This is a genomic window from Klebsiella sp. w6, assembly GCF_033100215.1.
GTDB classification, from domain to species: Bacteria; Pseudomonadota; Gammaproteobacteria; order Enterobacterales; family Enterobacteriaceae; genus Klebsiella; species Klebsiella variicola.
In genome coordinates this window covers 1,282,245-1,295,138 of the sequence record NZ_CP136907.1, presented here as the reverse complement: position 1 = coordinate 1,295,138, position 12,894 = coordinate 1,282,245, and the positions used below count along the sequence as shown (strand labels likewise).

9 protein-coding genes and 1 pseudogene are annotated in these 12,894 nt (G+C 57.8%); 4 read left to right on the top strand and 6 right to left on the bottom strand.

The window, feature by feature from the left end; all coding sequences use genetic code 11:
• The first annotated feature begins 3 nt into the window (after nucleotides 1-3).
• The gene (ppx, locus tag R0140_RS06330) at nucleotides 4-1,536 is read left to right on the top strand and encodes an exopolyphosphatase (protein ID WP_008803823.1); all 1,533 of its coding nucleotides are present in this window, start codon (nucleotides 4-6) and stop codon (nucleotides 1,534-1,536) included.
• Between the two features lie 55 nt (nucleotides 1,537-1,591).
• Here ppx and R0140_RS06325 read toward each other — a convergent pair whose 3' ends face one another.
• On the bottom strand, nucleotides 1,592-3,820 hold the full coding sequence (locus R0140_RS06325; RefSeq protein WP_049153714.1) for a sensor domain-containing phosphodiesterase: 2,229 nt from the start codon (nucleotides 3,818-3,820) through the stop codon (nucleotides 1,592-1,594).
• A gap of 370 nt (nucleotides 3,821-4,190) precedes the next feature.
• On the opposite strand from R0140_RS06325, the gene R0140_RS06320 reads away from it, so the two are divergent.
• On the top strand, nucleotides 4,191-4,364 hold the full coding sequence (locus tag R0140_RS06320) for a YfgG family protein (RefSeq protein WP_012967451.1): 174 nt from the start codon (nucleotides 4,191-4,193) through the stop codon (nucleotides 4,362-4,364).
• Nucleotides 4,365-4,463: 99 nt separating this feature from the next.
• On the opposite strand, the pseudogene R0140_RS06315 reads toward R0140_RS06320, so the two are convergent.
• Nucleotides 4,464-5,373: pseudogene (locus tag R0140_RS06315) on the bottom strand (LysR family transcriptional regulator).
• Nucleotides 5,374-5,445: 72 nt separating this feature from the next.
• Between R0140_RS06315 and R0140_RS06310 the strand changes: the two are divergent.
• The gene (locus R0140_RS06310; RefSeq protein ID WP_049153734.1) at nucleotides 5,446-6,735 is read left to right on the top strand and encodes an MFS transporter; all 1,290 of its coding nucleotides are present in this window, start codon (nucleotides 5,446-5,448) and stop codon (nucleotides 6,733-6,735) included.
• 69 nt (nucleotides 6,736-6,804) lie between these two features.
• Here the strand turns inward: R0140_RS06310 and guaA are convergent, their stop codons facing one another.
• Entirely contained in the window at nucleotides 6,805-8,382 is a 1,578-nt protein-coding gene (guaA, locus tag R0140_RS06305; RefSeq protein ID WP_016161630.1) for a glutamine-hydrolyzing GMP synthase, read from the bottom strand.
• 67 nt (nucleotides 8,383-8,449) lie between these two features.
• Nucleotides 8,450-9,916 carry an IMP dehydrogenase gene (gene guaB, locus R0140_RS06300; protein WP_004151980.1) on the bottom strand — a complete coding sequence of 489 codons (1,467 nt, stop codon included), beginning with the start codon at nucleotides 9,914-9,916 and terminating at the stop codon, nucleotides 8,450-8,452.
• 158 nt (nucleotides 9,917-10,074) lie between these two features.
• Between guaB and xseA the strand changes: the two genes are divergently transcribed.
• Nucleotides 10,075-11,466 carry an exodeoxyribonuclease VII large subunit gene (xseA, locus tag R0140_RS06295; RefSeq protein WP_008803810.1) on the top strand — a complete coding sequence of 464 codons (1,392 nt, stop codon included), beginning with the start codon at nucleotides 10,075-10,077 and terminating at the stop codon, nucleotides 11,464-11,466.
• On the opposite strand, the gene R0140_RS06290 is transcribed toward xseA, so the two are convergent.
• Together R0140_RS06290 and R0140_RS06285 are read right to left on the bottom strand one after the other, a co-directional pair.
• On the bottom strand, nucleotides 11,450-11,668 hold the full coding sequence (locus R0140_RS06290) for a zinc ribbon domain-containing protein (protein WP_004201901.1): 219 nt from the start codon (nucleotides 11,666-11,668) through the stop codon (nucleotides 11,450-11,452). The genes xseA and R0140_RS06290 overlap by 17 nt on opposite strands.
• Before the next feature lie 49 nt (nucleotides 11,669-11,717).
• Nucleotides 11,718-12,797, bottom strand: a complete 1,080-nt coding sequence (locus tag R0140_RS06285) for a Gfo/Idh/MocA family oxidoreductase (protein WP_049153716.1) — start codon at nucleotides 12,795-12,797, stop codon at nucleotides 11,718-11,720.
• Between the last annotated feature and the right edge of the window lie 97 nt (nucleotides 12,798-12,894).

The window sequence follows — 12,894 nt, the reverse complement described above, 5'->3', positions numbered from 1 at the left end:
CCTATGCCAATAAACGAAATAACCCCTCGGCCGCAGGAATTCGCTGCGGTCGACCTTGGTTCGAACAGTTTTCATATGGTGATCGCCCGTGTCGTCGATGGCGCCATGCAGATCATTGGACGCCTGAAACAGCGCGTGCATCTGGCCGATGGCCTTGATGAAAACTCGGTGTTGAGCGAAGAAGCGATGACCCGCGGGCTGAACTGCCTGTCGTTGTTTGCTGAACGTCTGCAAGGGTTCTCCCCTTCCAGCGTCTGCATCGTCGGGACGCATACGCTGCGTCAGGCGACCAACGCGGCGGAGTTTCTGAAACGCGCGGAAAAAGTGATCCCCTACCCGATCGAGATCATCTCCGGCAATGAAGAAGCGCGCCTGATTTTTATGGGCGTTGAGCATACGCAACCGGAGCGCGGTCGTAAGCTGGTGATTGATATCGGCGGCGGTTCGACCGAGCTGGTCATCGGTGAAGATTTTGAGCCCCGCCTGGTGGAAAGCCGTCGCATGGGCTGCGTGAGCTTCTCGCAAGCCTACTTCCCTGGCGGGACAATCAATAAAGAAAATTTCCAGCGTGCTCGTCTTGCGGCGGTACAAAAACTGGAAACCCTGGCCTGGCAGTTCCGTATTCAGGGCTGGACCGTGGCGCTGGGCGCCTCCGGCACCATTAAAGCTGCGCAGGAAGTGCTGGTGGCCATGGGTGAGAAGGACGGGTTTATTACGCCGGAACGCCTCGAAATGCTGGTCAGTGAGCTGCTGAAGCATAAAAACTTCGACGCGCTCAGTCTGCCAGGCCTCTCTGAAGATCGTAAAGCGGTCTTTGCACCGGGGCTGGCGATTCTGTGCGGCGTGTTTGACGCGCTAGCCATTAAAGAACTTCGTCTGTCCGATGGCGCCCTGCGTGAGGGCGTGCTGTACGAAATGGAAGGCCGCTTCCGCCACCAGGATATTCGTAGCCGCACAGCGCAGAGTCTGGCGAATCAGTACAATATCGATCGCGAACAGGCACGCCGGGTGCTGGAAACCACCACCCATATGCTGGAACAGTGGCAGGAACAGAACCCCAAGCTGGCCAATCCGCACCTTGCGGCGCTGTTGAAGTGGGCGGTGATGCTCCATGAGGTAGGGCTGAATATCAACCATAGCGGTATGCATCGCCACTCGGCCTACATTCTGCAGAACAGCGACCTGCCGGGCTTCAACCAGGAGCAGCAGATGCTGATGGCCACCCTGGTGCGCTATCATCGCAAAGCGATAAAACTCGACGACCTGCCGCGCTTTACGCTGTTCAGGAAAAAGCAGTTTCTGCCGCTGATCCAGCTGCTGCGCCTGGGCGTGCTGCTGAATAACCAGCGTCAGGCCACCACCACGCCGCCGACCCTGCGGCTGCAGACGGAAGCTCACCACTGGACGCTGACCTTCCCGCACAACTGGTTTAGCCAGAATGCGCTGGTGCTGTTGGATCTGGAAAAAGAGCAGCAGTACTGGGAAGGTGTGCCGGAATGGCTGCTGAAGATTGCAGAAGAAGAGCCAGACGCCTGATCGGCGCTCCTGAATATTCTCCATGCCGGGCCATCGCGCCCGGCTTTTTTCTGCTTCAGGCAGTCATCCCTTCCGCCAGCTGCGCCAGTGGTACCGGTACGCCGATATCGTAGCCCTGCAAATAATCGATCCCCAGCGCGATGACCGTCTGGCGTATCTCCGGCGACTCGACATATTCAGCCACCACCTGCATGTTCTTCATACGCGCCAGACGACAAATAGAATCCACCACCTGGTAATCGAGACTGCTGGCAAGCAGATTGCGAATAAAGCTGCCGTCGATTTTAAGAATGTCGACGTTCATCGTTTTTAACCGGGCGTAGCTGGCGTAGCCGGTACCAAAATCATCGATCGCCACCCGGCAGCCCAGCGCCCGCAGATGCTCTAAAGTCTGACAGACCAGCTCAGGGTTACTGAGCGCATAGTTCTCGGTCAATTCGAAAATAATCTGCCATGGCTCAATGTTGTACGTCTGCAGCAGCGCTTCGACTTCCTGAGGAAACTGGCTGCGGCTCAACGTGACCGGAGAGAGATTGATCGCCAGCCGCAGACCGGGCAGTGCCCGCCGGTGGGTATCCATAAAGGCTAGCGTGTGCTCAATGACCCACTGATCCACACGAGAGGAGAGGCCAAACTCATGCGCCACCGGCAGGAACGCGTTTGGCCCCGTCAGTTCGCCCGACTCCCCTTCCATCCTCAGCAACACTTCATGGTAGTTATCGCCGCGGATGCCCTGGATAGGCTGCGCCATCAGGACGAAGTGGTCTTGCTCCAGCGCCTTGAGGATGCGATTCATCATCACCACTTTATCTTTCAGATCCTGTTGAACATGGCCGGCGCCGCGGCGCTGCATATTCTCCGGATGGCCGCTGGCCAGCGACATGTCGGCAATCGTGTTTAGTTCGCCAAGCAGCAAATACAGATGTTTGACCGGTGAGCGCACGTTGCAATAGCTCATGCCGATCCGCGGCTGGAGGGGAACCCCGTCCCAGTAGAAACGGAACTGCCGCAGGGAGCGGTCGATCAAATGAATACGCGCCTGATGCCCTTCACTGTTGAGGCGAAAAACCAAGTCATGGCCGGCAAGGTGATACACCGCTTCGTTAGGCTGCAGTAACGCGCTCAGGTGGTTCGCCAGCATTTGCTTATACTGAATGCGTAACAATACGCCGTAGTGGCGGCCCAGCAGTTCCAGCTCAGGAATGCGCAAAAAACAGAGCGTCGACCAGCTCGCGCCGTTGAGCGCCCGACTCAGCGCCCGCAGATTAGGCATATGTACGACCGGGTCGAGGAAAGCCATCTGCCGGACGCGAGCGTAGATCAGCCGCTGCTGTGTCGCCAGCATCGCCGTGTAGGCGACAATAAACGAGAAAACCAGATAGCTTGAGGAGGTGATCGCCAGTTGGGTGTTATAGCTTGGATAAACCGGTAAGTAACGGTAATGAAAATGGATCACGGCAATCAGTACCGGCGTCCAGATCAGCGAGATAAAACGATAGCCAAAACGCATGGCTCCCCAGAGCATGACCGGCATAAGTAATGATAACGTATAATTCGTACTAAATATGGTGCTGGTATCATTAAGCGGCATCAATAATAGCCCCAGCAACAGGATTAATATCGCCGCCCAGCAAATGATTTCAATTGTTTTTATTTTTGGATCAATTTGTAAGCGAACCTGAGAAATAAATCCGCGAACATGAAAAGGATTCCGAATTATCCGCAGCAGAAAATAACACAGCGGCACGCCCGTCAGACACCCCACCATCAACGCCTGAAAGGTGATTAACGACCGTAAACTAAAGGGCGTAATTCCCGTCATCTCCGTCGTACGTGGATGCAGTCCCAGATACTCAGCGATCTGTGACAGAATAAGAAAAATGACCGAGGGAAGCAGCATCTGCCAGAACAGACGGTGCGGCATCAGTTTGACGTTACCGTGCGAGACCTGCTGGCGCCGGGGTACAAAGATGCGATATCCGCCCCAGCACAGAACGCAGGGGATGAGAAAATGAAACAACACGCCGATAGCCTGCTCGGGCGTCATCCCTCGGGCCAGCGTGAGCAGCAGGCCAATAATAATACCCGGGATCGCCGCCCAACCGAAAAACATCATCAGGCTGAGTACTAATGCCAGAGGAAGATAATAAAGGAATACCATGTGGCCATTGAGCATGGTGTAGGTATTCGCCCATCTGGCGAAGGGTAATAACAGTGAAGGCAGAACAAGGGGTAAAGCCCACCACTTGTCGCGATATTGTTGATAATATTTTAATAAATTCATAGGTGCTCTACAGAGAGCCTCTGCTCCTGCGAGGCATATTCAGGCAGGCATCCAACCACCCCATGCTGACCGCATAAGTAATAACGATACGGTAATGTTCGCTGATTTTAGTGGTCAAGAGAATGGGACTGTTGATATAAATCAACAAATACTGACGCTAACATTAATAAAACTTATTTTTTTACCTTTTTATCGCTAATAAAGTGAGCATGTAAATACGATGATTATCTTATATAACATTAATTAATGTTTTCACTGCGGCACTTTTACATCTGCATCAATTGACCCCACCTCGTTCCTGTGCCTTAATACCCCCATCGCCCATCTTCGGGTATACTTCAAGGAACCTTTTGTGAGTCAGGCACCCAGTATGCGTAAACGACATCGATTTAACCGTCGCATGACCCGTATCGTACTGCTTATCAGCTTTCTCTTCTTCTTTGGACGCTTTGTCTACTCCTCCATCGGCGCCTGGTACCATCACCAGGATAAAAAAGCGTCGCAGGAGTCTTCACTCACCGTCGAGCCCTCCGCTCGCGAGTAATTCTTTGATTATAATACTGGAAGCGCCACACTCCGCAGACAGAGTCGCTCGCTGCTGATGTATTGTCTTTGATACGGTAATTTTGCCGTCGGCGATTTATCAGCGTACGGCATGCAGCAGGCGCAGCATTTCCGCGATACCTTTTGTCACAATTTTGTCCTGACGCATGACTACCGCCAGCTGTCGATATAGCCGCGGCACCAGCGAGTGCACGCTTAATCCGTCGCGATCCTTCTCCTGCTCCACCGCCATGCGGGGCACGATGCTGTAGCCCAGCCCTGCCCGCACCATCCGTTTAATCGCCTCGATGCTGCCCAACTGCATCACCGGCGTGACCGCCACTCCCGCCGAGCGGAACCAGCGGTCAATCAGATCCCGGGTGCCGCTGCCTGCTTCGAAGGCAATGAGCGGCAGCGCCAGCAGTTCTGCAGGAGTATAATCCGCCAGCGTCCCCGTCTCGTGACTGGCATGGATAACCACGAACTCCTCGTCAACCACTGAGGTCACCGCCAGACTGCGTCCCTGTACGGGCAAGGTAACCAGCCCGAGATCGAGGCGATTTTCCTCCACCGCCCGGACGATATCCAGCGTGTTGCCGGTGGTCACCCCCACCGTCAACAGCGGATGCTGCTGACGAAGATGCTGCAGCAGCGGCGGGAGAAGATGAATGCAGGCCGTCGCGCCGGTCCCCAGCGTTACCGCCCCATTAACTTCCTGACTGAATGCGCTGACCGACTGCATTGCGCTATTCACCGCCCGATCGATCTGCTCGCTGTGGGCCAGCAGTGCCATTCCCGCCGCCGTCGCCTTGATCCCGCGGCCGGTACGCTCCAGCAAACGGGTCTGTAAAAACTGCTCCAGCTGACGCACCTGCAGGCTAACGGCAGGTTGGGAGATCCCCAGCGCGTCGGCGGCGGCAGAAAAGCTGCCGCGCTGTACGACCAGCCGGAAGGTCGCCAGGTTTCCCAGGTTCAGTGTTGTCATACAAAGTTTCTCTTATACCGCACATAAGGTGGCCGCTCTGCCAGAACAATAGCCTGCCGGGTATGCTCAGGACAACTGCCTTAACGGAATGAAAACCATGGAAACACGCGCTATTCCCCGACGGCTCGCCTTCACCGCGGGCGGTCAGCAACTGATCAACTGGGGGATCTCTTTTTATATGCCCGGCACCTTTGCCGGGGCTATCGCCGCCGACAAAGGATGGTCCTTGCCGCAGATCTATCTCGGCCTGACGCTCGCCATGCTGATGATGGCCGCTGTTTCTCCATTCGTTGCCAGGCTGCTGGCTCGCTTTGGCGGAAGGCTGGTGGTCACCAGCGGAACCTTACTGATAGCCGCCAGCTGCGCCATGATGGCCTGGCGCCCTTCGCTGGCCGGCTGGTACGGCGCCTGGCTGCTGACCGGCATCGGCATGCGGCTCTCGCTGTATGATGCGCTGTTCGCCGCAGTGGTGAATCTGTACGGTCAGCAGGCGCGGAAAACTATCTCTCATATCACTCTCGCTGGCGGTCTGGCCTCTGCCCTCTTCTGGCCGCTGGGCGAGGTGTTATTAACTATCATGCCCTGGCAGAATGCCCTGCGGATCTATGCGCTGCTTGGCCTGCTGAGCGCATGGCTGAGTTATCAACTGCCTCGCCAGCGGCTCAGTTCACCGGCGAAATCACCAGCCTCGCAAGCGACAGCAGAGGGCGACCGGCGTAACGGGGCGCGTTACGCGATCTTCATTGCGCTGATCACCTTCATCTCTAACGGCACCTCCACCCATCTGCCGGAGTTTATCAGCCACTTTGGTCTGCCGGTTGCCGTCGGTATGCTGTGGGGATTCGGCCAGACCGGCGCCCGGCTGGGGGAAGTGCTGGCCGGTCCCCGGGTCACCCCACTCACGCTGACGCGTTTTACTGCGCTTGCCATGCCGCTCTGTTTTCTCCTTGGATTGAGCAGCACGGCTTATGCCGGGTTCGCAGCCGGGTTTGTGCTGGGGTATGGCGCGATTAACGGGCTGGTGACGATTGTCAAAGCGACGCTACCGCTGGCGCTGTTTAGCGCAGAAAGCTATGCCTGCCGCACCGGTATCCTGCTAATCCCCGGGCAACTGATGGCGGCTGCCTCACCCTTTGCCTACGCATGGCTGAACCACCGGCTGGGCATTATCGGCGGAATGTGGGTGTCCACCGGGTTAACGCTGATCGTTGCCGGACTGGCGCTGGCGATGGTGCGCGGGGCGGGCAAGGCACAGCCGGGCAAATTTCCCGCCCTTCATCCGACGGCGGCAAAAAATGGGCCAGCTGAACATCTGCCGGAACCGCAAACGGGGAATTCACAGGGAAACCTCACCCTGCCAGATAACCTTCTGGGACGACGGGATTGAAGGGATGTCTAAAGTAAAAAACCCTCTGTAAAAACAGAGGGTTTCGTTTCATTCAGCTAACGACGGGGATCATTCCCACTCAATCGTTGCTGGCGGCTTACCGCTGATGTCATACACCACGCGGGAGATACCGTTCACTTCATTGATGATACGGTTAGAGACGCGGCCGAGGAAATCATACGGCAGGTGCGCCCAGTGCGCGGTCATAAAGTCGATAGTTTCCACTGCACGCAGGGAAACGACCCAGTCGTATTTACGCCCATCGCCCATCACGCCGACGGAACGAACCGGCAGGAACACGGTAAACGCCTGACTCACTTTGTTGTACAGGTCAGCTTTGTGCAGCTCTTCGATGAAGATAGCGTCCGCACGACGCAGCAGGTCGCAGTACTCTTTCTTCACTTCGCCCAGCACGCGCACGCCGAGGCCCGGGCCCGGGAACGGGTGACGGTAGAGCATATCGTACGGCAGGCCCAGTTCCAGACCGATCTTACGCACTTCGTCTTTGAACAGCTCACGCAGCGGCTCAACCAGCCCCATCTTCATCTCTTTCGGCAGGCCGCCCACGTTGTGGTGAGATTTGATGACGTGCGCTTTACCGGTAGCGGAAGCGGCAGATTCGATAACGTCAGGGTAGATGGTACCCTGCGCCAGCCATTTGACGTCGTCCAGCTTCAGCGCTTCTTCGTCGAACACTTCCACGAAGACGCGGCCGATGATTTTACGTTTCGCTTCCGGATCGTTCTCGCCTTTCAGCGCATCGAGGAAGCGCTGCTCGCCTTCAACGTGAACAATGTTCAGGCCAAAGTGGTCGCCAAACATGTCCATCACCTGCTGCGCTTCATTCAGACGCAGGAGGCCGTTATCCACGAATACGCAGGTCAGGTTTTTGCCGATGGCGCGGTGCAGCAACATCGCGGTCACCGAAGAGTCCACGCCGCCGGAGAGGCCAAGGATCACTTTGTCATCGCCAACCTGCTGGCGGATACGCTCGACGGCGTCGTCGATGATTTTCGCCGGGGTCCACAGGGCTTCACACTGGCAGATGTCGCGCACGAAGCGCTCCAGCATACGCATACCCTGACGGGTGTGGGTGACTTCCGGGTGGAACTGCACGCCGTAGAAGCGTTTTTCTTCATTGGCCATGATGGCGAACGGGCAGCTATCGGTGCTGGCAACGGTCACGAAGTCCGCCGGGATCGCGGTGACCTTGTCGCCGTGGCTCATCCACACGTCCAGCAACGGTTTGCCGTCCGCGGTCAGGGAGTCTTCGATACCGCGCACCAGCGCGCTGTCGTTAACCACTTCAACCTGCGCGTAGCCAAACTCACGCTCGTTAGAACCTTCCACATGGCCGCCCAGCTGCATCGCCATGGTCTGCATGCCGTAGCAGACGCCAAATACCGGCACGCCGGCTTCAAACACATACTGCGGCGCGCGCGGGCTGTTCTCTTCGGTAGTACTTTCCGGGCCGCCGGAAAGAATGATGCCGCTTGGATTGAATTCGCGGATCTGTGCTTCCGTGACATCCCACGCCCACAGCTCACAGTAGACGCCCAGCTCACGCACGCGACGCGCCACCAGCTGAGTATACTGAGAGCCGAAGTCGAGGATGAGAATGCGATGTTTATGAATGTTTTCCGTCATTGACGCTAATTCCGAGGCAAGTGAAACAGAGTAAATAAATCGCCCGACGCTAGGTCGGGCGAAGAAATCAGGAGCCCAGACGGTAGTTCGGGGACTCTTTGGTGATGGTCACGTCGTGAACGTGGCTTTCCTGAATGCCCGCACCGCTGATGCGTACGAATTCAGCTTTGGTACGCAGCAGGTCAATGGTACCACAGCCGGTCAGACCCATACAGGAACGCAGACCGCCCATCTGCTGGTGAATGATTTCTTTCAGGCGACCTTTATAGGCCACGCGGCCTTCGATACCTTCCGGCACCAGTTTGTCAGCGGCGTTATCGCTCTGGAAGTAGCGGTCAGAGGAGCCTTTAGACATCGCGCCAAGAGAGCCCATGCCGCGGTAAGATTTGTAAGAACGGCCCTGGTAGAGTTCGATTTCACCCGGGGATTCTTCGGTACCCGCCAGCATAGAGCCGACCATCACCGCGGCCGCGCCGGCAGCGATGGCTTTGGCGATATCGCCGGAGAAACGGATACCGCCGTCAGCGATAACCGGAATACCGGTCCCTTCCAGTGCTTCCACCGCGTCGGAAACGGCGGTGATCTGCGGCACGCCCACACCGGTGACGATACGGGTCGTACAGATGGAGCCCGGGCCGATACCCACTTTCACCGCGCTGCAACCGGCTTCCGCCAGCGCGCGCGCGCCTGCACCGGTGGCCACGTTGCCGCCGATGATCTGCAGGTCCGGGTATTTCGCGCGGGTTTCACGAATGCGCTGCAGGACGCCTTCAGAATGACCGTGCGAGGAGTCGATCAGCAGAACGTCAACGCCCGCGGCTACCAGCGCGTCTACGCGCTCTTCGTTGCCGGCACCAGCGCCGACCGCCGCGCCTACGCGCAGACGTCCCTGCTCATCTTTACAGGCATTCGGTTTACGTTCTGCTTTCTGGAAATCTTTAACGGTGATCATGCCGCGCAGGTGGAAGCTCTCATCCACGACCAGCGCCTTCTCAACGCGTTTTTCATGCATCTTAGCGAAGACCACCTCGCGGCTTTCGCCTTCACGTACGGTAACCAGGCGCTCTTTCGGGGTCATATAGACGCTGACCGGCTGGTTCAAATCGGTGACGAAACGCACGTCGCGGCCAGTGATGATACCGACCAGCTCGTTCTCTTCGGTCACCACCGGGTAGCCGGCGAAGCCGTTACGCTCGGTCAGCTCTTTCACTTCACGCAGGGTGGTGGTTGGCAGAACGGTCTGCGGGTCGGTGACCACGCCGGACTCATGTTTCTTCACGCGACGAACTTCTTCCGCCTGGCGCTCGATGGACATGTTTTTGTGAATAAAGCCGATGCCGCCTTCCTGTGCCAGGGCAATAGCCAGACGCGCTTCCGTTACGGTATCCATGGCTGCGGAGAGCATAGGAATATTCAGACGAATGGTTTTCGTCAGCTGAGTGCTGAGATCGGCAGTATTCGGCAGAACGGTAGAATGAGCGGGAACGAGGAGGACGTCGTCAAACGTCAGGGCTTCTTTAGCGATACGTAGCATGGGCAATATCTCGACCAGGGTGGATAAATATTGCCGTGGCATTATACAGAGCGTAACCGATTGCATCTACCCTTTTTTGCAAATAATACTTGCCATCCCCTCTGAGCGCGTTACTATCGACTGAATAACCTGCTGATTTAAAGTTTGATCTTGCTCACATGTTACCCTCTCAATCCCCCGCAATTTTTACCGTAAGCCGCCTCAATCAGACGGTGCGTCTGCTGCTTGAGCGCGAAATGGGCCAGGTTTGGATCAGCGGCGAGATCTCTAACTTCAGCCAGCCCTCCTCTGGCCACTGGTACTTCACCTTAAAAGACGATAACGCCCAGGTGCGCTGCGCGATGTTCCGCAACAGCAACCGCCGGGTGACGTTTCGCCCACAGCACGGGCAGCAGGTGCTGGTTCGCGCCAACATCACCCTGTATGAGCCGCGCGGCGACTACCAGATTATTGTCGAAAGCATGCAACCCGCCGGCGAAGGGTTATTACAGCAGAAGTATGAGCAGCTCAAAGCACAGTTAACGGCGGAAGGACTGTTCGAGCAAAAACATAAGCAGGCGCTCCCCTCACCCGCCCACTGCGTCGGCGTCATCACCTCGAAAACCGGTGCGGCGCTGCACGATATTCTCCATGTCCTCAGGCGCCGCGATCCCGGGCTGCCGGTGATCATCTACCCAACCGCGGTCCAGGGTGACGATGCCCCAGGGCAGATTGTGCGCGCCATCGCGCTGGCCAACGCGCGCCAGGAGTGTGACGTACTGATTGTCGGACGCGGCGGCGGTTCGCTGGAGGATCTGTGGAGTTTTAACGATGAACGGGTGGCACGGGCTATTTTCGCCAGCCAGATCCCTATCGTTAGCGCCGTCGGCCATGAAACCGACGTCACGATCGCCGATTTTGTTGCCGACCTGCGAGCACCGACTCCCTCAGCCGCCGCGGAGATCGTCAGCCGCAATCAGCAGGAGCTGCTGCGCCAGCTGCAGTCCGGACAGCAGCGTCTGGAGATGGCGATGGACTATTTCCTCGCCAGTCGCCAGCGCCGTTTTACCCAGCTGTTCCATCGCCTGCAGCAACAGCATCCGCAGCTGCGCCTGGCCCGCCAGCAGACCGCCCTGGAACGCCTGCGCCAGCGGATGCGTATCGCCGTGGAATCGCAGCTTAAGCGCGCCGAACAGCGGCAAAAGCGCACCGTTCAACGTCTGGATCACTACAACCCGCAGCCACGGATCCACCGGGCGCAATCGCGGATCCAGCAGCTGGAATACCGGCTGGCGGAAAATATGCGTGGCCGCCTCAGCGAGCGGCGTGAACGGTTTGGCAACGCGGTGACCCATCTGGAGGCGGTGAGTCCCTTAGCCACTCTGGCGCGCGGCTACAGCGTCACCTCGGTGAGCGACGGTACGGTGCTGAAACAGACAAAACAGGTCAAAACCGGCGATCTGCTCACCACCCGCCTGAAAGACGGCTGGGTCGAAAGCGAAGTGAAGCAGATCGCGCCGGTGAAAAAAACGCGGGCCAGAAAGCCTTCACCCGCTAAACCAGCGGAATAAATTCCACCCGTTTTTTCGAGATCAGGCCATGCCCATGCTGGCAAAAGTAATCCACCGCGCCGCACGCCTTGAGCACCTCCAGCGGCTGGTGGCATTCCGGGCAGCGGGCCTCGAGGGCAAATACCCTTTCGCACTGGGCGCAATGCGCGCTGCTGCCTTTGACATCTAACGGCGCGTGGCACAGAGGGCAATCAAGTTCCATAACCATTCCTTTCAATGTTTATCTGCACCTATTTTATCATGTTCCGGCTTCAATGAGGGCCGCGTAATTGCTGCTGCAACCTGAGCAGCCATTCCACTTCCTCAAGCCGACGTCGCGTCAACCCGGCCACGCTGTCGGGCGCCCGGATAAACAGATTATCCGCGCCGAGGATCTGCTCATCGAGGCAGTGCGAATAGATCGTCCCGGGGCGGGTCCAGCGCTGGATCCGCTCGCCGTCGTGCAGCGTCACCACCTCGCCCTCAGGGGAGCGGTCGAGGATGAGGATTCGCCCGTCCCGCAGCCCTATCCGCATTCCCTTTTGCCCGCCTGCGTGGCCCGCGTATTTGTTTAGCCAGATATTAAGCGGGATAGTGCCCAGGGTTCCCTGCAGATGCGCCTCCCCCTCTGCGGTGACCGTATCCCCAGGGGCAATGCCATGGCCGAGGCGGTCTTTCGCCACCCGAAGGGAAAGGCTCAGCGCCGTATCGCTTCCGCTGGCGTGCAGGGTTTCGCGGAGCATCGCCAGGACATGGGTGCCGATATCAAGGATCACCCCATCAGGGTGACGCAGCTGCCGGGTATCCAGCTCCCCGGTGGCAAAATTGAGCGCGACCGGCTCTCCGGCAGCGTTAAAGCCGCTTGGCTCCTGTAAATAGCCTTCGAGCCAGACGATATCCTGCGCTGACAGGTGCGGCGGCGGCAGGCGGCTGGCCTCCCCTTCCGCCCGCCACCGTGGGCCAGGAGCGTTCAGCGCAACGCCTCGCGCCATCCAGTGGTCAAGAGCCAGCACCCGCGCGGCCTGCTCAGGCGGCGCCAGCAGCGCCCGCAGCCGGGCGGCCTGCTCAAGGTTGGCCACGATCGGCTTTTCCACCACGATGCGGGAAATGCCGCTGGCTAACGCCCTCTCCAGCACGGGCAGATGCTGAAGTGATGAGGTGGTAATGAAGAGCGTATCCAGAGGTTCGGCCAGCAGTGCCGACAGCGAATTACAGCGCTGGATCCCCGGCAGCGCTCTGCTGCTGTCCAGATCATAGCCATGGCAGCGGTCGATGACGTTTCCCAGGCGACGCAGCGCCGGTAAATAGGCGGTTTCCACCACCGCGCCGAGGCCGATAAAACCAATCTGCATAGTAAGTCCACCTTTGAGCCGCTCTGTTCCCCGCGAAGTATCGCGGGATTATGGCGGAAGGTTTTGACATTTACCGGCATGGCGGCCACAAAAAACC